This is a genomic window from Streptomyces sp. ACA25, assembly GCF_028200735.1.
In the GTDB taxonomy this organism is placed as follows: domain Bacteria; phylum Actinomycetota; class Actinomycetes; order Streptomycetales; family Streptomycetaceae; genus Streptomyces.
Map to the genome: position 1 here is coordinate 131587 of NZ_JAQKPV010000007.1, position 18512 is coordinate 150098.

Sequence of the window (18512 nt, forward strand, 5' to 3'; positions counted from 1 at the left end):
CCGCACTACGAGGAAACCTCGTAGTGAAAAGGAAGGCAGAAAGTCCCTTACCAACCACTGCCCGGAAGGCAGAAGTAATCTCCCACCCTCCCTTCCATTGCGCGCGCCGCCGCATCCCAGCCCGCGCCCCCTTTCCGCTTCCCGGCAGAAGTCCGACTGCGCCGGCCGAAATTCCCGGACCTGCCGGGACCAAAGTCCCGGCCCTTTGTCCCGGCCTTGCACTATTGCCTTTCGTAGGCCCTCACAGACATGTGGGTCACCTCACCTGGCAGACTGCCGTCCGTGACGGAGACCACGCGTTCCACCAGTCCCCCGGACCCCTCGCCCGCGTCGGCGGACGCACTCTCACCGACCGGGGCGGAGCTGGACACGCTGCGCCGGCGCACCACGGCGGTGCTCGTCGCCAGCCAGGTACTGGGCGGCTTCGGGGTGGCGGTCGGCATCGCGCTGGCAGCCCTGCTGGCTGCGGAGGTCAGCGGGTCGGCAGGACTGTCCGGCCTCGCCATGACCGCCTCGGTGCTCGGGACCGCCGTGCTCTCTCTCCCGCTGGCCGCCCTGATGGCCCGGCGCGGGCGCCGCCCCGGCCTGGTGCTCGGCTATCTGATCGGTGCGGTGGGCGGCGCGGTGGTCGTCCTGGCCTCCGTGCTCGGCAGCTTTCCGCTGCTGCTCGCCGGCATGACCGTCTTCGGGGCGGGTTCCTCCGCCAACCTGCAGGCCCGGTTCGCCGCGGCCGACCTGGCACCACCCGCCCGGCGGGGGCGCGCCATCGCCGCGGTGATGTGGGCCACCACCCTCGGCGCCGTCCTCGGCCCCAACATCGCCGCTCCCGCGGGCCGCACCGCTGCGGCTCTCGACGAGCGCATACCGGTGACGGCGGGGCCCTTCCTGTGGGCGGCGGCGATATTCCTGCTCGCCGCCGGCACCGTGCAGGTCCTGCTGCGCCCCGACCCACTGCTCACCGCGCGCAAGCTGGCGGAGGCGGCCTCTCCCGGCACACAGACTCCGGGCGGCCGTTCCCTGCGGGCCGGCCTGGCCGCCGTCTCGGCCTCCGCACGGGCCAGGCTCGCGCTGGTCACGCTGGCCGTGTCGCACACCGTGATGGTCGGGATCATGGTGATGACGCCGATCGACCTGGACCACCACGGCGCGGGCATCGAGCTGATCGGCCTGGTGATCAGCGGCCATGTGGCCGGGATGTACGCCTTCTCCCCCCTGATGGGCAGACTGGCCGACCGCATCGGCCGGCTGGCCCTCATCTTCTCCGCCTTCGCTCTGCTGGCGGTGGCCGCGGCGCTGGCGGGCACAGCGCACGGACACCACGGCCAGACCGCTGCCGGGCTGTTCCTCCTGGGCCTCGGCTGGTCGGCCGGCCTGGTCGGCGGCTCGACGCTGCTCACCGACTCCGTGCCGCAGGCCGGCCGGGCGGCCGCTCAAGGGCTCTCCGACCTGGTCATGAACGCGAGTGCGGCGATCGGCGGCGCCGTGGCCGGCCTGGTCGTGGCCCAGGCCGGCTACGGCTGGCTGAACGCCCTGGGTGCCGCCCTGCTGCTCCCGGCCGCGCTGCTCGCCCTGCGCACCGCCCTCGGCGCACGCCGGACATAGTGCCGGGCCAGTCAGGGTCGGCCGGAGCGGCAGCCGTACGGCTCAGCGTGCGAAGAGCTCGAACGGCACACAGCGCCGGCCGTCGAATCGCTCTGCGGCCTCGTCGACGCCACGGGTGATCAGCGAGCGGGCGTACGCCGCGGGATCCTCTCCGAGCCCTTCGAGGTAGGCCCGGTGCTCCGTGAGCGAGGCGATCGCCTTTTCCACCGCCCAGTCGCTGACCTGCTGGGCATGGGTGGCCCGGGGGGAGGCCGCCACCGCGACCCAGCGCACACCGTCCCAGGGCTTCAGGCCGGTGCCGCCCAGCTGTTCCGGGAAGACCCAGCGGTTGCCCGCGTCACCGGCGGCGTCGAGTACGGCCCTGCCCACGGTCCGGTGGTCCGGGGTGTTCCAGTACGCCCCGCCCCAGGTGTCGTGGTGGTTGATGGTGATCAGCAGTTCCGGCTGACGGGCCCGGACGGCCCCCGCCAGGTCTCGTCGCAGCGGCAGGCCCGCCTCGATCACACCGTCCCGGTGGGCGAGGAACTCCACGGTCTCCACGCCGACGGCCGCTGCGCTCGCGACCTGCTCGGCTTCCCGGACCCGCGCCGATTCCTCGGGCGGCAGCCCGTCGATCCCGGCCTCCCCCCGGGTCACCAGGAGATACGACACCTCCTTGCCGGCCTCGGTCCATTCGGCGATCGCCGCGGCTGCGCCGTACTCCAGGTCATCGGGGTGGGCGACGATGGCGAGTGCGCGCTGCCAGTCGGTGGGCACAGCGGTCAGGGTGTCCGTCATGTTCCGCAAGGCTACCGCTGGAGAACCCCGAATTGGCGGGCACCGCGCTGTTCTTCGTCAGGCCGGCCCAGCTCCTCCTCCGCCATCGGGTCGAGCCCGACGAAGAGGCCGACGATCACCAGGAGCAGCATCGGCACCGCCAGCGCGGGCAGCAGGGTCTCCAGCGGCACCCGGGTGTACATCATGCTCGTGCTGTGCGCGTGAACGGAGACGGCGGCCATGCCCGTGTAGTGCATTCCGGTGACCGCCACGCCCATCAGGAGACTCGCCACGACGGCTGCGGAGAACCGGCGGACGGAGATGGCGAACCACAGGGCGGCGGTCGCCGCGGCCACCGCGACCACCAGGGAGAGACCCACCAGCACGGAGTTGTAGACGATCTCACCGGTCATGCGCATGCTGGCCATGCCCATGTAGTGCATGGACGCCACTCCGAGGCCGGTGACCACGCCGGCCACCGGCAGCAGCCTCGCGGTGTGCCGGGTGTAGCCGACGAGGAAGAGCCCCACACCGGTGACCAGGACGGCAACGCCCAGGCTGATGTAAGTGACCCCGAGGTCGTAGTCGATCGGCACCGAGGAGGCGGTGAAGCCCATCATGGCGATGAAGTGCATGGTGAAGATGCCGGTGCCGATGGACACCGCTCCGAGCACGAGCCACCCCGCGCGCTTTCTGCGCTCCACACTCAGCGCGCGTACAGTGCAGCGCAGCCCGAGTGCGCTGCCGAGCACAGCCAGCAGAAAACCGAGGACGGGGGTGATCAACCCGTAGGTGAATCCGTCGGTCGTTACCTCAACGGCTGAAAGCACAGCCTGCCCCTCTCGTACCCACCGAACACGTGATCCACAGATGTTAGGCAGCTTGAGGCAGAAGCGATCCTGGGGAGCGGGAAATCGAGATCACGATCCGGAGACAGTTCTGCCGAAACGGGTTCCCTCTCGGACTGCCTGCGGTAGTCCGGGGCACTGGTGTCCGTCCGGCGGCGGGCCTGCGCCTCTCCGCATCAACGCGCCGGGCACGCGCTCCCCCCGGAGTCCCGTTCCGTCCCGCAGGATGGAGGCTTGTCGATCAAGCAGGACTCACGAGGGGGCACAGGCGTGGCCGGACAGCGCGGCAGAGGTCGGCAGGGCAAGGGACACCAGGGGGGCCGGGGCGGCGACCACCGGGACCAGCGCACCCAGGACAACCGCACGCAGGACCGGCGTTTCCAGGACCAGCGCACGCAGGACAACCGCACGCAGGACAACCGGGTCCAGGACCGGCGCTTCCAGGACAACCGGGCGCAGGACAACCGGGTCCAGGACCGCCGCCTCCAGGACCAGCGCGCCCAGGACCAGCGCACGCAGCACTACACCGACCGGCGCACGCAGGACAACCGGGTCCAGGTCACCCAGGTCACCGACAACCGCCGTCGTGCACGCCTGGGCTGGAAGCTGGCTCTGCTGCTCGTCGTGCTCGGCGGAGTGCTCGTGTTCCTCGTCCTCGGCTGACGAACCATAGGAGCGTCCTGTCACCACCTCGTCCTAGAGTGCGGCTCAATGATCGTCCGGTCACCGTGGCCGGGCGGGAAGGAGCCCTGCCGTGTCCGGAACCACGACCTACCTGGAGCTGTCCCAGGAAGGCGAAGGAGCACACAAGTTCTACGAGGTCACGGTGGACGGGGTCACCGTGACCGTCCGCTACGGGCGCATAGGCACCGCGGGTCAGCTCAAGACCTCGGCCTTTCCGACCCCGGCCAAAGCGCAGGCAGCCGCGGCGAAGAAGATCGGGGAGAAGGCCCGCAAGGGTTACGCCCCCGCGGTGCCGGGTGTGCGTGCGGCCCGTGCGGTCACCCGCCGCCAGGTGACCTCCGCTCCTTCCACCGCCCGGGCGGTGGCCCCGGTCCTGTGGCGGTTCCGCACGGGCACCTCGGCCTTCGGTATTCACATCGACCAGGACCGCTGCTGGGTCGGCAACCAGGCCGGCGAGGTGCACACGGTCGGCCACGACGGCGAGGTACTGGCCCGGTACCAGCTGCCGGACGGCGTCAAGTGCCTGGTGGCGGACGACTTCTGGATCTACGCCGGCTGTGACGACGGCACGGTCTACGACCTGTCCGCCAAACTGCCGTTCGCGGCCTACGAGATCAGCGCCGATGTGGACATCTTCTGGCTGGACATCCACGGGGGTGTTCTCAACGTCGCCGACCGGGACGGCGGGCTGGCCGTCATCGACCACGAGGACGAGTTCCAGTGGTCCCGCAAGAGCGCCGGCGGGCACGCCTGGATGGTCCGTCGTGACGAGCACGCCGTCTACCACGGACACGAGAAGGGGGTGACGGCCTACGCGCTCGACGGCTCCGGAGAGCGGTGGCACACCCCGACCGAGGGTGCGGTGCTCTTCGGCTGGCAGGAGGCGGACGCGGTCTACGCCGGCACCGCCCGGAAACTCGTGAGGCGCCTGTCGAAGGCCACCGGCGCCGTGCAGGCGGACTACCGCTGTGACGCCGCCGTCTACTCCTGCGCGACGGCTCCGGGCGGGCAGTACGTCTTCGCCGGGGACTCCGCCTCGTCCGTCTACTGCTTCGCCGCTGACGGCACGCGGCTGTGGAAGCTCGGCACCGGCGGTGTCGGTTCGGCGCTGTCGATGCAGTATCTGGACGAGCGGCTGTACATCGTGACCACCCACGGTTCCCTGGTCTGCATCGACGCGAGCGAGGCGGCGATCACCGCGGCCGAGGACGGCCGGGTGCCGCAGCCGGTGGACGTGAAGATGGCGGCGGCGCTGCCCACGTACACCCCGTCCACGGCGGTGGAGACGATCCCGGCGGTGTCCAGCGCGGAACAGGCGGGCGGGGCAGGCGGCGTGACCGTGGAGTGCGTCCAGGAGGGCTCCCGGATGCGGGTGCGGGTGGTCAGCGAGGGCTACGAGCCGTCGTGGAACGTGCAGTTCCCCCGCCACGCCCGTGTGCACGGGGCCAGGTACCTGGTCGACGGCCTGCACCCGGCGGCCGGTGGCTTCTACCGGGTCCGCGGCGAGATCCGCCGGCTGCTCTGACCCCGGACCCACCCGCGGAGGACCGCGGCCGACGGCCGGAAAGCACGGGATGGGTGCCCGGGGGCGTAGCCTGCCCCCGGGCCCCGTGGAGCCACCCGCTTGGCACGCCCGGACGGTGCAGGTCGCGGGTCACGGTGATGGCGTCGCGCCCTACCTTTAGGCCACCGCGCACCGAGCTGCGCGGGCCGGAGTCGAACCGGCAATCTCGACGACCTCGCCCGCGTCCGGTTGCCCGGGCGATGGGTGGCGAATGCTGAGTCTGGAGCAAGAGTCTGAGACTGACCGCGGAACCGCACGCTGTGGTGCTGATCCCGCGCACTGACGACAAGCTTCACCTTCAGCTTTGCGCTCCTGGCGCACCCCGGACAACACGTCACGCGCGCTACCGGGGAGTTCATGAGGCTACCCGAAGAGGTAGCCGAAGACGGCTTCACCGGCCCGCTGGTCGGTGACCTCTCCGCTGTTGGCTTCCTCCCGGGCGAACTTCACGGCCTCCTGGAGCTTCTCCATCCGCTCCAGCAGTTCGTTGACCCGGCGGGCGGGAAGCGCCCCCGAGAACTTGACGGTCGTCCAGTAGCCGACCGGAACGTCCTCGTAGTACACCTCGACCTGGGCCGGGTGCTTCTCCGTCGGCTCCGCCTTGACGTGGTTGCGCGGGACCTTCTTCGTCCGCAGGGTGCGCACCGGCTCGGTCTTCCAGCAGTCCGTGGACGGGTCCGGCGCCCAGGACTCGGCGGCGTCCAGTACCGGCAGCCTGCGGAGGAAGGTACCCAGCCCGGCGAGTTGCTTCTCCAGGAAGAGCAGGTACGTCACCGGCACGTCGCGCAGCAGCGTCCGGCCCTCCACCGTCACATCGGCGCGGGCGTCGCAGTTCGCCCAGTCCTTGGTGGCGGTGACATCGAACAGCCGGGTGAGCGTCCTGGCGGTGTCCCGCAGCACGTCCTCGGTCTTCACCTGCACGCGGGTGGACTCCGGGGGAAGTTGCTCGCCCTCCTCGTCCTTCGGCTGGTAGGTGCGCGAGATACCGGCCAGCAGCGCCGGCTTGGCCAGGCCCTGCTGGACAGCCGCCAGGTCCTGCTGGGACTTGGACTTGACGCCCTTCTCCACTGCGATGATCTGATTGAGTTTCGCCACGCGGGCAACATACCCGACGCCGGCCCCGACAGCAGCCGGGTTTCCCGCCGGTCACTCCCCCACCTGCGCCGGTGACCGGCTGGAGGGCCCGGACACCGGCGCACGGCAGGCCGGACAGTGGCTGTGCACCGTGCTCCGGAAGGCGACGTTGTCGCACCGGGCACAGGTACGCAGGGGGACCACCCCGGCCGGGGGCGGGGCAGGGCCGTCACCCCCCGGCCGGGGTGCCCCGGCCTGCGCGCCCCACCGGGCCGGGAGGAACGCCCGCAGCCGGTAGCGCAGAAGGTGATAGGGGCGCCCGGTGAAGCGCACCGGCAGGCCGGTGGTGAGGGCCCTGGCGATCTCGGAGAACGTGGCCCCTCTGCACAGCCACACGTCCACCTCGGGGGCGAGGCGCCGGCTCTCGTCCTCGGACAGGAACAGCCGTGGTTCGCGGACCCGCAGCGAAGCCAGGAACCGGTCGGCCTCCGGGCTGCTCCGCGTCGGCTCCGGGGCGGGCGGCGGAGCGGGGACGGCGGGCGCGGGATGCACGGGGGGAATCGGCGCTGCGGGACGTCGGTCACCCGCCGGACCGGTGTCCGGCGCCCCGGAGTCCCGCGGCGCAGGCCGAGCGCCCCGGGTGGACGTGGCACGGACCGGGCGCGGACCGGAGCGGGGTGCGGGCTCGCGCTTCTTGGCAGCGGGCTGGTCATGCAGGATGACGCGGGTGCGCAGGGTGCCGTCCGGGGCTCGTTCGAGGCGGCGCTCCAGGTAACCGGCCGCCTCCAGTTCGGTGAGTGCCCGGCTGATACGGACGCGGCCCTCGGCGAAGTGGGCGCACAGCCGGTCGATGCTGACGACCGTGCCGTCCCGCTGGGAGAACAGGTACGCGGCGACACCCGCGGTGACGGCGCTGCCGGTGCGCTGGATGAGGTGGTTGGGAAGAATCGTGAAGTTCTTGGTGTGCCGGGCCCGAACATGGAGCAGGCCGGGAGAGGGCGCGATACGCTGAGGATCAGCCATCGGGAAGTCCTGTTCTTCCTGATCGGTCAGGCCCTCGATCGGGATTGCAGTCCCGGCCGGGGGCCGAATTATTTGTGTGGTTGCAGGAAGCGACCATAACCCCGCCGGGAACACCCGCGGCGCCGAAGTCACCCGTTCGAGTGAGCACTTCTCAGGTGGGTGGGTGGGAAGGTCCTTTCTCCCCGGAGTCCTTGTAAAAGGCTGCCGCCTCACCGGCTGTCGGATATCCGGCAGCCGGTCACGAACCCGGTGACTCGTACGCCGGGCGGCGTACGAGAACCCGGACCGGCCCCTCTCGTTGCGCAGGGTGAGGTCCGCCAGTGGGTGCGGACAAGAACGAGGTGCGGGAGGTGGCCGAACATGGCTGTCGGCAGCGAGCCGGAACCGTCGGAGAGCCTGCAAGGGTTCGGAGCGCTGCTCGCGCTGTTCCGCAAACGGGCGGGACTGACACAGGAACAGTTCGCGCCACTCGTCGGGTACTCGGCCGCGGCTGTCTCGTCGATCGAGCAGGGCCGCCGCTTCCCGCAACGGCAGTTCATCCTTCAGGCGGATCAGATCCTGGAGGCGGACGAGGTGCTCAAGACCTCCGGACGCCATCTGGCCCGGCGTCCCGGGATCGCTTCCTGGTTCCGCCACTGGGCGCAACTGGAGGAGGAGGCACTCAACCTCTGGACGTACGAATGCCGGGTCGTCCCCGGCCTGCTCCAGTCCGAGGCCTACGCCCGCGCCGTCTTCCAAAGCCGCATGCCGCCTTTGGCCGATGCGCAGGTCGAGAATCAGGTCTCGGCCCGCATGGACCGGCAGCACCTGCTGCGGGAGAATCCGAATACCGCCTACAGCTTCATTGTTGAGGAGGCGGTGATCCTGCGCCGCACGGGTGGCGTGGAGGTGACGCGCGGGCTCATCGACCACATGCTTGCGCAAGCGGATCTCCGCAACGTCGAGTTGCAGGTCATGCCACTGCGGCAGGAGGACCACGCGGGGCTGGGCGGGCCGTTGCAGCTTCTGGAGACGCCGGACAACCAATGGCTGGGCTACACCGAGGGCTACTTCAACAGCCACCTCACCAGCAGTCCGAAACAGGTCGGGAGGATGCTTCAACGGTATGCCAGGATGCGCTCACAGGCTCTCACTTCCGCGGACTCCGTAGGCCTGTTGAAGCGACTGCGAGGAGACCTATGAGTACCGACAAGCCGGCATGGCGAAAGAGCAGCTACAGCGGCCCCGACGGTGACAGTTGCGTCGAGGTGGCCTCCGCCCTTCCGGGGGTGGTGCGCGTCCGGGATTCCAAGGAGGAGCAGGGGCCGCAGCTCGCCCTCTCCCCCGCCGCCTGGACGGCGTTCGTCACGCACACCGCCCGCGGCTGACCCGTACCGTCCCTGCGACCTGCCCCGCTCCCGGCCGGTGCCGGGAGCGGGGCCGTTCTGCGCGGACACCGGGCCGTGCCATCCGGCCCGGGTCTCACTCCTCGTCGTCGTAGAGGCCGTTGGCCCGGTCCTGGGCGACCTGCACGGAGACGGGGAGGTCCGGGTCGGGGTCGGAGGGACGGGGCGGCTCGGGGCCGTCCGGTCCGAGCCGCATCAGGCACTCCAGGCGGACGACGCGGTACGGGTGGCCCAGCACTTCGATGTCGTCCAGCCGTTCGCGCTCCAGCCGTTTGGCGGCCTTGGCCAGGGCCCGCAACTGCCGCTCGGTCAGTGACTCCGCTCCCGGTTCCAGGAAGCCGTCCCGGGCGGCCATCGAGTGGCGCAGTTCCTCGGGCAGCTCCCGCATGTGGGGGTGCCACTGCCGGATGCGGGCCGGGAGCATTGCCGCGAACCGGCCGGCGAGCTGGTTCCGGGCGCCCTGCGGGGAGTCACAGGCCTGTGCGGTCGGCAGCCAGTGGCCCTGTACGTGTTCGTAGACGGCGAACACCGGCGGCAGCAGTACGCCGCCGGGGTAGTCGCGCCGCGCGCGCAGGGAGTCCCTGCGGACTTTCTCCGGCACGGAGGAGGGAGCGAAGGCGGAACGAAGCAGATCCAGCCGAAGAATGCCCTCGGACAGGCCGATCGCGGCGGTGGGGTCGATGAGAAATCCGAGGGTCCGCGAGGGTGCGGAGCGTTTCCCCCGGGTCGGCAGCGGATCGGGGTCGCTGGGGCGCGGCGGCTCCGGACCGTCGGGGCCGATGCGCAGGACCATGTCGGCGCGGGCGATCCGGAACCGGCAGTCCCGGACCCGAAGGTCGTCGGTCTTCTCCCATTCCATCCGGTGTGCACCGGCCATCCAGTCGCGCTCGGCCTCGGCGTCTCCGGCGTCCTCGGCGTCCTTGGCCCGCAGCCGGCAGACACGGGCCAGCTCGTCCCGGCAGCCCTGGGGCTGGATCTCGTCCGTGACCAGGATGCGCCAGCGGCCGTCCGGCTCCTGCTCGGTGACCGCGAACATCGGGCCACGACCCGCCATGTCCGCGTACTTGTCCCTGGCAAGCCAGGCTTCCGTGTCGGTGATCACCGACACCGGGTCGTCGAACCGGGCCACGTTGATGACGCGGTGCGATTCCGGAAGTTCCGAAGAGTGATCCCTCATGCGCGCATTGTCAGCAGGGCATCCGGTGTCCTGTAGGCGTTCCCGGCAAGCGACACCCGCACGGGTGACAGCCGCACACGGAGTGGACGCGGATGCCGGTTCTCCTGGGCTTTCTCCCGCCACCCGTCCGGTGGCGGCTGCTTGGAGTTCCGTCCGTGGTGACGGATCCTCGGGGGTGCGAGACGCACGTGTGCCCGTCGAGCCCGGAAGGCGGCGATCATCGAGCTCAGCCTGCGCTTCCCCCCGGAACTCCGGTTCTTCCTGTCCGCCCGCCACCGCACGGAGGTGGTACGGACGGCCTACGACGGGACGTCCTCTCTGGGGCACGTCGTGGAGTCCCTGGGCGTGCCGCTGACGGAGGTCGGATGCCTGCGCGCCGACGGGCGGGCGGTGGCGGCGTCGCACCGGCCGGCCGATGGGGCGAGGGTGGACGTGCGGCCCGTCCCGAGACCGCAGGCGCTGCCGGGACCGCCCGCGTTCCTGCTCGACGTGCACCTGGGCACGCTGGCACGGCGGCTCCGGCTGGTGGGGGTGGACACCGCCTACCACAATGACGCGGAGGATGAGGTTCTGCTGGAGCAGGCCAATGCCGAGCGCCGGACGCTCCTCACGCAGGACCGGGGGCTGCTGCGCCGGCGGGCGCTGTGGAGCGGCGCGTACGTGCGGGGCTCCCGGCCGGACGAGCAGCTCGTCGACGTACTCCGGCGCTTCGCTCCCCCGCTGGCACCGTGGACGCGCTGCCTGGCGTGCAACGGCAGGCCGGTTCCCGTACCCAAGGCGGCGGTCGACGCACTTCTGCGGCCGGGCACCCGGCGGAACTACGAGAGCTTTCTGCGCTGCCCGGACTGCGGCCGGGTCTACTGGCGGGGAGCCCACCACGGCAGCCTGGAGGCCACCGTCGCCCGGGCGCGCGGCCTGTACCGGGAGCAGCGGCCTGACCACGCTCCCGGCCGGGAGGCCTGACGGCCCGCTCCTCGCAGCACCGTGCGAAGGCTGGGCGGCGGGTGCGGGTGCGTACGGGTCACAGCTTGCGGATGGTGAGGTAGCGCCGGACGTCGGGGGCGTTCAGCACGGCCGCGGTGAGGGTCAGCGCGGCCAGGGCGAGTACGGCGGTGCGTACGGCCGCGGCGGGGATGCGAATGCCGTTCTTCACAAGGATCACCTCCCTCCCACGGGGTCGCGCAGCAGGTTCGCCAGCAGGTCGTCGAGCAGCGGGAGGGCCTCGGTGACGGCTGCCCGCACGGGAGGGCTGAGGCCGACGACGACGTCCGGTTCCTCGCCGGTCATGCGTACCTGGGGTTCACAGCCCAGGACGAGGACGCGCGGGAGGTCCTGCTCACTGCCGAGGCTGCGGGCGAGGCGGAGGACCCGGACGGGGTCCATGGCGTGCAGGTCGGGCAGGTCGACGGGCTCGCGTCCGCCAGGGTTGCCCGGAGCGGGGGTGTCCGGCCCGGCCGGGGCCGGTTCCGGCTCGAGGACGTAGAGGCTGCCGGGCGGGCCGCCGCGGGGGGCGGCGTCGATCAGGAGGGCGACGTCGTAGCCGTTCCCGAGGCGGTAGGCGAGGTCCATGCCCCGGATGCCGAAGTCGGCGATCTCGACGCCGCCGGGCAGCGGGCGGTCGCGCAGGGCGGTGATGACCTCGGGGCCGAAGCCGTCGTCCGCGAGAAAGACGTTGCCGATGCCCGCGACCAGGATGCGCGGGCGCGCCGGGGCCCGGGACCCGGTCTCCGCGACGGGCTCCAGCTCTTCCGGGGCGAAGTAGAAGCGGTGCCCCAGGCCGGTTTCGAAGTCCCGGCCCACGTCGCCCTCCAGGGTGACCACCACGTGCACCCGGCCGTCCATGTCCTCCTGGACGGCGGCGACTTCCGCGATCCGGCCGGCCAGGGCCAGATCGAAGATGTCGGCACGGCGGGAGGGGCGGAGCCGTACCCGGGTGCCTCGGCACAGCCGCGTTCCGTTGATGACGACGGGAGGGACGTCGGAGATCATGACCGCTCCGCGGGCCGGAATTCCCGGATGGTGCCGTGCAGCGCGAGCAGTTCCTGCGGGCCGAGGGCGGCGCAGCGGTCCAGGATCTCCCGGGCTCTGGGGTCGGACGCCCGGGCCTCGGCCTGTTCCTCGTCCGTCATGCTCAGCACACTGAGGATGAGCAGGCGGTCGATCTCGGTGCCGTCGTAGAGGTCGCCGGGGCTCTCCGGCGCGACGGCCGGGTAGTCGTAGAGGGTCACGGGTGAGGACAGCACGGTGGCTTCGTCGTTGACCAGGACCGGCCAGGCGCCCTGGTTCTCGCAGGCCGCGGCGGCCGGGCGGAGCCGTTCGGGTGGATCGATGAGGGACACGAAGTGTCCGGAGCGGGCGCGCAGCACGGTGTGGGTGGAGGCGAAGGCGTAGCGGCAGAGGTCTTCGCGGGTGCCGTCGCGGGGGGCGGGCGTGGTGTTGGTGACCTGCACCCTGATCCGGGTGGTGTCCGGGGCTGCGTGCGTCTCGCTGATCTCCACCGTCCCGGTGAGGTGCTGCCAGCTGCGTTCCAGGGTCCCGACGTGCCGGCCGGAGGCGTCGAGGACCGGCTCACGTTCGGTGCCGGCGGGGATGTCGACGGGGGTGAGCCGCCCGTCGGCGGTGATCTCGCGTTCGGTCGCCTCCTGCCAGGTGACGTAGCGCCGGTCGTCCACGGTGAGCTGGTCCACGCGTTCCGGGCCGCGTGGCCCGTGGCGGAGGACCTGCCGGTCGACGATCTGCAGGAAGCGGACCCGTACCGCCACCTCGGCGGCGGGCGGGGCGGGGGGCCGGGGGTGCTGCGGGCCGGGCCCGGTGCTGAGGGCTTGGCTGTGCAGGACCTCGGTGCGCATGCGGGTGGGTTCCCCGATCGCGTTGCCGGGGAAGACGCCGCCGAAGGTCCATCTCTTGGCGTTCTTCAGGGCGGACCTGCGGTAGGGCCAGAGCAGGTATCCCTCGTAGAGGCAGGTCCGGGTGATCCGCTCCACGGCCAGCTCGGCGGCGTGCGCCTGCTCCTCGGCCGTCCCGGACCGGCCCGTCGTGCCGGTCGTCCCGGCCGCCGGGTCGGTGGCCGTCTGCTCGGTGGTCATGCGGTGGCTCCCTGTGCTTCGTCGAGCAGGTCACGGATGGTCTCGTTCCAGTCGCCGAGCGCGTGCCGGGTGCGGTACGCGCTGAGCCGGTCGTGGACGTCGCCCGACAGCCTCAGCCACGTCCCGCCGGCGTGGTAGCGGTCGATGAGGTCGTGCCAGACGCGGGCGGGCAGCCGGTAGGTGGTGTCCTTGGCCCAGGAGATCTGGGTGGTGCGGAGCCGTCCGTCGGGACCGGTGTGGAAGACCGTCCCGCTGAACAGGAAGTCCAGCGGGACGTCGCCCTCCCGGACGGCGTGGAAGTACTTGGTGACCGCGAGTTCCACGTCGGTGGTGACCGGCACGGGGAGGTCCACGGTGGTCGTCTCGTCGAATGCCGGGACCACCGTGGTGGCCTGGGTCCAGGCCAGGGGGTGCAGGGTGGTGGCCCAGCGCTCCGGGGTGCCGAACAGTTCGGCCATGGCGAGCTGGGCCCGGGGGTCGTAGCGGCGGCCTGCCACGGCGATGCGCACGGCCGTCGTCAGACTGACCGAGCGGACCGGGCCTCCGCTGGTGCGGGTGAGGGCCAGCCGGAACAGCACCGTGGGCACGGCGGCGAACGGCTGGGGCCGGGCGTCGGTGACGGCGAAGGCCAGGTCGGCGAGGGCGCCGGCCCGGGACGGGCGGGCGCCCGGGGGCGCGGGGGCGGGACGGTCGCTCATCTCAGGCCGGGGAGAGGCTCGGCATGCCGGGCATGATCGGTTCCTTCGTCTCCGGGGAGATCCCGGTGGAGCGGCGGGCGTTGGAGCGGTCGTCGGGCAGGTGGCCGGGCTGACGCTCGTACATGCCCGGTGCGTTGCCCTGGCGGACACCGCGGATGTGCGCCACCGTGTCGGGCTTGACGTCGGGGGTGCCGGTGCGGATCTTGGCCATGTCGCCTCCATGGGCTCGGGGGTGTGAGGGGGGAGTTCGGCCCGGGGACCGGGTCAGGAGTGCCCGGTCAGCCCGGTGAAGAACGCGCCGACCCGCTCCCGTACCTCGGCCCCGCCGGACAGCCCTTTCCAGTGGGTGCGCACCAGGGCCGCCAGCCGGTAGCAGTCGTCCAGCGGGACGATCCAGTGCTCGTGCGCGGTGCCGGCCCGGTTGACCAGCAGCGCTTCCACGTCGTCGGCCATCCCGGTGAGGTCCGGCCGGCCGGCGGTGATCGCCTGCCAGCTCTCGGGGTGGACGGCCGCCCGCATGACGCCCAGCGGGCTGGGGTAGCCGGCGCTCACCTCCCCGGTTTCCCCCTCGCGCAGGAAGAACGCCAGGTCGACGGGGATTCCGAGGGAGGCCCACAGCAGGTCGTCGATCGTGCAGTGGTCAAGCCGCAGGCGCCGTTCCGGAAGCAGCCGGTAGCGGCCGCCGCCCGCGGCCTCGCGGTCGAAGAGCACGGTGCAGGCGCGGCAGGCGCAGGCCGGGCCGCCGCCCCGGAGGTCGAGCAGGTGACGGTGTTCGGCGCCGGGCAGCGGTTCGGCACACAGGTCGCAGCGTTCCTGTGCGGCGGCCGTCCGTCGGGCCGTGGCACCGGGCGGGCCCGGCTGCCGGGCCAGCCTGGCGAGGGTGGGGGCGGGGAAGGGGGCGGGCATCCCGCTCACACCGTCCCGTTGCGAGCCGCGCTCGCGGCGGCCACCGGGACACCGGCCGGAGCGGGCGGGGGCGCCACCGGGGCGGGGCGGGGCCGTCCCTGGAAGAGCGCGTCCACCGGGATCAGCGGGGGCGCGGGGGCCGAGATTCCGCCGTCCCCGGCAGTGCTTTCGGCCTCCAGGTGTTCGATCTCGGGGGCGTACCGGGTGACGGCGTCCCGCACGGCCTGTTCCGGGCCGGCCGCCGACGACGGGCAGCCGCAGGAACCGTGCAGTCGTACCCGGACCACGGGTCCGTCGATGCCGAGCAGTTCGACATCGCCGCCGTGCGTCTTCAGCAGGGGACGCACCTCTCGCAGGGCGGTGCGTACCCGGTTCGCGACGGGCTCGGGGTGGAGGCCGTGCGCCAGCAGCAGGTGACCGACGAGCTCGTCGGCGGCCAGGGTCCGGGTCAGTTCGTCGCCGGCCTGCTCCAGGATCCGGGCCAGGCAGTCACCGTAGAGGCCCATCAGCGCCTGGACGGCGGCCAGGGCGCGGGAGCGCGCGGCGGTGTCCGGCAGGCTGTCCAGCCCGGCCAGCAGCTGCTCGGCCCGCACGACCTCCGCCCGGACGGCGCTCCCGGCGTCCGCCGCGTCCACCGGGCCTGCCGGGCCCTCGGAAGGACCTGTCGCCGGTGCCTCCGCGGTCGCGCCGGGGGCCCTCATGCCAGGGCTCCGAAGGTCGGGGAGTGCTGCGTGCGCAGGGTGCGGCCGTCGCCGAGGTACATGTGCACACCGCAGGGCAGGCACGGGTCGAAGCTGCGGACGGTGCGCATGATGTCGATGCCCTTGAAGTTGTCCGGCCCGTTCTCCTCGAAGATCGGGGTGTTGACGACGGCGTCCTCGTACGGTCCGGGGGTGCCGTAGGAGTCGCGGGGGCTGGCGTTCCAGGGGGTGGGCGGGTAGGGGTGGTAGTTCGCGATCTTCCGGTCGCGGATCACCAGGTGGTGGGAGAGCACCCCGCGGACCGCCTCGTGGAAGCCGACGCCGATGGCCTCCTCCGGAACGGTGAACTCCTGGAACACCTTGGTGCGGCCGGCCCGTACCTCGTCCATCGCCCGGTCGACGAAGTGCAGTGCCATGGCGGCGGCGTAGGCCACGAAGTACATCCGGGCGCGGTTGCGTTCGATGGTGTTGGGGAAGGGCGGCGGGGTCCACTCCAGGCGGGTCTCCGGCGTCCCGGGGGTGCGGGGCAGGTCGATCTCGACGCTGCGTCCGGTGGAGCGCACGTAGGGGGTGTGGACCTTGTTGGCGAGGGCGGTGGCCCACAGCCTGGCCAGCGGCCCGCCGCCGGTGTCCAGGGCGAGGTGGTCGCCGGTCCGTTTGTCCAGCCAGCGCGGGCTCATGACCCAGCTGTACTTGCCGCCGTCCAGGTCCCGCTTCTGCGGCACCGGGAGGGTGGTCTGGTTCCACGGGTGCCGCTGGTCGACGGGGTTGCCCAGCGGGTCGTGGGAGACGTAGGTCTCCTCGCCCGTCCAGTCGTCGTAGTAGGAGCTGCTGACCAGGATGCGCATGCCCAGGTTGATGTCGACGAGGTCGGTGGTCACCAGCTCCCCGTCGACGATGATGCCGGGGGTGACGAACATGCGGTTGCCCCACTCGTTCATCGTCCGGTAGTCGTAGTCGACGACCTCCGGGTCCTGGAAGCAGCCCCAGCAGCCCAGCAGGGTGCGCCGCCGGCCGACTTCCTCGTAGCCGGGGAGCGCTTCGTAGAAGAAGTCCAGCACGTCGTCGTTCATCGCGACGGCGCGCTTGATGAAGTCGAGGCAGCGGGTGAGGCGTACCAGGTAGTCGGTGAAGACCTGCGGGGTGGCGACGGTTCCGACCCCGCCCGGGTAGAGGGTGGAGGGGTGGACGTGCCGGCCTTCCATCAGGCAGCACATCTCGCGCGTCAGCCTGCTCATCTGCAGGGCCGCCTTGTACATCTCGCCCTCGAACGGGTTGAAGGCGCGCATGATGTCGGCGATCGTGCGGTAGCCGTGTGCGTCACCGCGCGGCGAGGGGGTGCGTTCGGCCTGCTCCAGGACGCCGGGGTTGGTCTCCTTGACCATGCGTTCGCAGAAGTCGACGAAGACCATGTTGTCCTGGAAGATCGTGTGGTCGAACATGAACTCGGCCGCTTCGCCCAGGTTGATGATCCAGTCGGCGAGCGGCGGCGGCTTCACCCCGTAGGCCATGTTCTGAGCGTAGATCGAGCAGGTGGCGTGGTTGTCCCCGCAGATGCCGCAGATCCGGCTGGTGATGAAGTGCGCGTCCCGGGGATCCTTACCCTTCATGAAGACGCTGTAGCCGCGGAAGATGGAGGACGTGCTCCGGCATTCCGCGACCTGCCGGTTGGGAAAGTCGATCTTGGTATAGATGCCGAGGTTCCCGACGATGCGGGTGATGGGGTCGAACGCCACCTCGGTGAGGTCCCGCCGGCCGGCGCCGACGTCCTGGCTGGTCGCCACTACTGATCGCTTCCTCTCGCGCTGTACTCGCGGCCGGTCCAGCGCGGCTCGTACCCGCTGGTCAGCTCGTCACGGTTGTGGTGCCACCTGGGTTCCTTGTTCACGGTGCGGTTGGTGATGGACCGCAGGGTCCGCAGAAGCGGCCCGTAGACGCTCGACATTCCGGTCGACAGGGTTCCGCCGGGCGGCTCGTCCATGAACGGCATGAACTTGTCGGGGAAGCCCGGCATGGTGCACCCGATGCAGATGCCGCCGACGTTGGGGCAGCCGCCGACGCCGTCCATCCAGCCGCGCTTGGTGACGTTGCAGTTGACGACCGGCCCCCAGCAGCCCACCTTCACGATGCACTTGGGGGAGTTGTAGTCCTTGGCGAAATCGCCCTGTTCGTAGTAGGCCGCACGGTCGCAGCCCTCATGCACCGTCTTGCCGAACAGCCAGGTGGGCCGCAGCTGTTCGTCCAGCGGGATGGGCGGCGCGAGGCCGGCGGCCTGGTGCAGCACCCAGAGGAGGGTCTCCATGAAGTTGTCGGGCTGCACCGGGCAGCCCGGGACATTGACAATGGGGAGCCCGCCGGCCGAACGGAAGTCCCAGCCGAGATAGTCGGCCAGCCCCATGCAGCCGGTGGGGTTTCCCGCCATGGCGTGGATGCCGCCGTAGGTCGCGCAGGTTCCGGCCGCCACCACGGCCCAGGCCTTGGGCGCGAGCCGGTCGATCCACTCGTTGACGGTGATCGGTTCACCGGTGTCCGGGTCGTTCCCCATCGACGTCCAGTAACCGTCGCCGTTGATCTTCTCGTTGGGGATGGAGCCCTCCACGACGAAGATGAACGGCCCCAGCTCACCCCGGGCAGCCTGATGGAAGGCGGCCATGAACTCGTCGGCGTTCTCGTAGGCGAGCACCTTGTTGTGCAGGTGCACCTTCGGCAGGCCGGGGATCGCGCCGAGGACGACGTCCTCCAGGCTCGGCAACGTGGCGTTGGTCATCGAGACGGTGTCGCCGTCGCAGCTCAGGGCTTCCGAGGTCCACAGGATATGGATCTCCTCGAAACCCTGAGTCGGTTCGACCTCCATGCGGATTCCCTTCTCGCGGCCGTGCGTCGCGGACCGACCCCGTCCGGTCGCCTGTGCCCAGTCAACCTCACATAACAACAGAAACTACGCAAAGCAGATGAGCTGATCGAGTGGTGCGCGCGTCGCACTCCCCCATCGGTGGGACACCGGGGCG

20 protein-coding genes are annotated in these 18512 nt (G+C 71.2%); 6 read left to right on the forward strand and 14 right to left on the reverse strand.

The genetic code is table 11. The features are described 5' to 3' along the window. The first annotated feature begins 282 nt into the window (after positions 1 to 282). Positions 283 to 1602, forward strand: coding sequence for an MFS transporter (locus PJ985_RS13170; protein WP_443033478.1), 1320 nt, complete (start codon positions 283 to 285; stop codon positions 1600 to 1602). Between the two features lie 42 nt (positions 1603 to 1644). Here the strand turns inward: PJ985_RS13170 and PJ985_RS13175 are convergent, their stop codons facing one another. Beyond that, positions 1645 to 2379 (reverse strand): PIG-L deacetylase family protein, encoded by a 735-nt coding sequence (locus PJ985_RS13175; protein WP_271683897.1) that lies wholly within the window; start codon positions 2377 to 2379, stop codon positions 1645 to 1647. An 11-nt stretch (positions 2380 to 2390) separates the two neighbouring features. Further along, positions 2391 to 3188, reverse strand: a complete 798-nt coding sequence (locus PJ985_RS13180) for an MHYT domain-containing protein (RefSeq protein WP_271683898.1) — start codon at positions 3186 to 3188, stop codon at positions 2391 to 2393. Between the two features lie 252 nt (positions 3189 to 3440). On the opposite strand from PJ985_RS13180, the gene PJ985_RS13185 reads away from it, so the two are divergent. Both PJ985_RS13185 and PJ985_RS13190 read left to right on the forward strand, forming a co-directional pair. Continuing rightward, complete coding sequence (locus PJ985_RS13185; protein ID WP_271683899.1) at positions 3441 to 3869, forward strand: hypothetical protein; 429 nt, start codon at positions 3441 to 3443, stop codon at positions 3867 to 3869. A 91-nt stretch (positions 3870 to 3960) separates the two neighbouring features. Next, positions 3961 to 5415: a WGR domain-containing protein gene (locus PJ985_RS13190; protein WP_271683900.1), complete on the forward strand. Its 1455-nt coding sequence runs from the start codon at positions 3961 to 3963 to the stop codon at positions 5413 to 5415. Positions 5416 to 5817: 402 nt separating this feature from the next. Here the strand turns inward: PJ985_RS13190 and PJ985_RS13195 are convergent, their stop codons facing one another. Together PJ985_RS13195 and PJ985_RS13200 are read right to left on the reverse strand one after the other, a co-directional pair. Then, positions 5818 to 6549 carry a DUF7873 family protein gene (locus PJ985_RS13195; protein ID WP_271683901.1) on the reverse strand — a complete coding sequence of 244 codons (732 nt, stop codon included), beginning with the start codon at positions 6547 to 6549 and terminating at the stop codon, positions 5818 to 5820. Between the two features lie 51 nt (positions 6550 to 6600). Next, positions 6601 to 7551 carry a translation initiation factor IF-2 gene (locus PJ985_RS13200; RefSeq protein ID WP_271683902.1) on the reverse strand — a complete coding sequence of 317 codons (951 nt, stop codon included), beginning with the start codon at positions 7549 to 7551 and terminating at the stop codon, positions 6601 to 6603. A 360-nt stretch (positions 7552 to 7911) separates the two neighbouring features. Here PJ985_RS13200 and PJ985_RS13205 point away from each other — a divergent pair, with 360 nt between their 5' ends. Together PJ985_RS13205 and PJ985_RS13210 are read left to right on the forward strand one after the other, a co-directional pair. Then, a complete protein-coding gene (locus PJ985_RS13205; protein ID WP_271683903.1) occupies positions 7912 to 8733 on the forward strand; it encodes a helix-turn-helix domain-containing protein in 822 nt (273 codons plus the stop codon). Then, on the forward strand, positions 8730 to 8918 hold the full coding sequence (locus PJ985_RS13210; protein WP_271683904.1) for a DUF397 domain-containing protein: 189 nt from the start codon (positions 8730 to 8732) through the stop codon (positions 8916 to 8918). Before PJ985_RS13205 ends, PJ985_RS13210 begins: the two co-directional genes overlap by 4 nt. Positions 8919 to 9012: 94 nt before the next feature. On the opposite strand, the gene PJ985_RS13215 is transcribed toward PJ985_RS13210, so the two are convergent. Next, the gene (locus PJ985_RS13215; protein WP_271683905.1) at positions 9013 to 10113 is read right to left on the reverse strand and encodes a DUF5954 family protein; all 1101 of its coding nucleotides are present in this window, start codon (positions 10111 to 10113) and stop codon (positions 9013 to 9015) included. A gap of 216 nt (positions 10114 to 10329) precedes the next feature. Between PJ985_RS13215 and PJ985_RS13220 the strand changes: the two genes are divergently transcribed. Further along, positions 10330 to 11076 carry a Mut7-C RNAse domain-containing protein gene (locus PJ985_RS13220; RefSeq protein ID WP_271684039.1) on the forward strand — a complete coding sequence of 249 codons (747 nt, stop codon included), beginning with the start codon at positions 10330 to 10332 and terminating at the stop codon, positions 11074 to 11076. 58 nt (positions 11077 to 11134) lie between these two features. On the opposite strand, the gene PJ985_RS13225 is transcribed toward PJ985_RS13220, so the two are convergent. The 9 genes from PJ985_RS13225 to PJ985_RS13265 are packed head-to-tail and all read right to left on the reverse strand — an operon-like array spanning position 11135 to position 18358. After that, positions 11135 to 11266: a hypothetical protein gene (locus PJ985_RS13225; RefSeq protein ID WP_271683906.1), complete on the reverse strand. Its 132-nt coding sequence runs from the start codon at positions 11264 to 11266 to the stop codon at positions 11135 to 11137. Between the two features lie 5 nt (positions 11267 to 11271). Continuing rightward, positions 11272 to 12102: a hydrogenase maturation protease gene (locus tag PJ985_RS13230; protein WP_271683907.1), complete on the reverse strand. Its 831-nt coding sequence runs from the start codon at positions 12100 to 12102 to the stop codon at positions 11272 to 11274. Continuing rightward, positions 12099 to 13199 carry a hypothetical protein gene (locus PJ985_RS13235; RefSeq protein ID WP_271683908.1) on the reverse strand — a complete coding sequence of 367 codons (1101 nt, stop codon included), beginning with the start codon at positions 13197 to 13199 and terminating at the stop codon, positions 12099 to 12101. The genes PJ985_RS13230 and PJ985_RS13235 overlap by 4 nt, the downstream gene beginning before the upstream one ends. Then, complete coding sequence (locus PJ985_RS13240) at positions 13196 to 13897, reverse strand: DUF6084 family protein (RefSeq protein WP_271683909.1); 702 nt, start codon at positions 13895 to 13897, stop codon at positions 13196 to 13198. The genes PJ985_RS13235 and PJ985_RS13240 overlap by 4 nt, the downstream gene beginning before the upstream one ends. A 1-nt stretch (position 13898) precedes the next feature. Next, positions 13899 to 14108 (reverse strand): hypothetical protein, encoded by a 210-nt coding sequence (locus PJ985_RS13245; RefSeq protein WP_271683910.1) that lies wholly within the window; start codon positions 14106 to 14108, stop codon positions 13899 to 13901. A 53-nt stretch (positions 14109 to 14161) separates the two neighbouring features. Next, positions 14162 to 14803: a DUF5947 family protein gene (locus PJ985_RS13250; RefSeq protein ID WP_271683911.1), complete on the reverse strand. Its 642-nt coding sequence runs from the start codon at positions 14801 to 14803 to the stop codon at positions 14162 to 14164. Between the two features lie 5 nt (positions 14804 to 14808). After that, positions 14809 to 15504, reverse strand: coding sequence for a NifU family protein (locus PJ985_RS13255; protein ID WP_271683912.1), 696 nt, complete (start codon positions 15502 to 15504; stop codon positions 14809 to 14811). Next, positions 15501 to 17288 carry a nickel-dependent hydrogenase large subunit gene (locus tag PJ985_RS13260; protein WP_271683913.1) on the reverse strand — a complete coding sequence of 596 codons (1788 nt, stop codon included), beginning with the start codon at positions 17286 to 17288 and terminating at the stop codon, positions 15501 to 15503. Before PJ985_RS13260 ends, PJ985_RS13255 begins: the two co-directional genes overlap by 4 nt. Continuing rightward, positions 17288 to 18358: a hydrogenase expression protein HypE gene (locus PJ985_RS13265; protein ID WP_271683914.1), complete on the reverse strand. Its 1071-nt coding sequence runs from the start codon at positions 18356 to 18358 to the stop codon at positions 17288 to 17290. Before PJ985_RS13265 ends, PJ985_RS13260 begins: the two co-directional genes overlap by 1 nt. Positions 18359 to 18512: the final 154 nt, after the last annotated feature.

Coding starts and splice junctions, on each gene's coding strand:
- PJ985_RS13175 (WP_271683897.1), bottom strand. CDS start 2,379: ATGACGGACACCCTGACCGCTGTGCCCACCGACTGGCAGCGCGCACTC.
- PJ985_RS13200 (WP_271683902.1), bottom strand. CDS start 7,551: ATGGCTGATCCTCAGCGTATCGCGCCCTCTCCCGGCCTGCTCCATGTT.
- PJ985_RS13205 (WP_271683903.1), top strand. CDS start 7,912: ATGGCTGTCGGCAGCGAGCCGGAACCGTCGGAGAGCCTGCAAGGGTTC.
- PJ985_RS13210 (WP_271683904.1), top strand. CDS start 8,730: ATGAGTACCGACAAGCCGGCATGGCGAAAGAGCAGCTACAGCGGCCCC.
- PJ985_RS13215 (WP_271683905.1), bottom strand. CDS start 10,113: ATGAGGGATCACTCTTCGGAACTTCCGGAATCGCACCGCGTCATCAAC.
- PJ985_RS13230 (WP_271683907.1), bottom strand. CDS start 12,102: ATGATCTCCGACGTCCCTCCCGTCGTCATCAACGGAACGCGGCTGTGC.
- PJ985_RS13235 (WP_271683908.1), bottom strand. CDS start 13,199: ATGACCACCGAGCAGACGGCCACCGACCCGGCGGCCGGGACGACCGGC.
- PJ985_RS13240 (WP_271683909.1), bottom strand. CDS start 13,897: ATGAGCGACCGTCCCGCCCCCGCGCCCCCGGGCGCCCGCCCGTCCCGG.
- PJ985_RS13245 (WP_271683910.1), bottom strand. CDS start 14,108: ATGGCCAAGATCCGCACCGGCACCCCCGACGTCAAGCCCGACACGGTG.
- PJ985_RS13250 (WP_271683911.1), bottom strand. CDS start 14,803: ATGCCCGCCCCCTTCCCCGCCCCCACCCTCGCCAGGCTGGCCCGGCAG.
- PJ985_RS13255 (WP_271683912.1), bottom strand. CDS start 15,504: ATGAGGGCCCCCGGCGCGACCGCGGAGGCACCGGCGACAGGTCCTTCC.
- PJ985_RS13265 (WP_271683914.1), bottom strand. CDS start 18,358: ATGGAGGTCGAACCGACTCAGGGTTTCGAGGAGATCCATATCCTGTGG.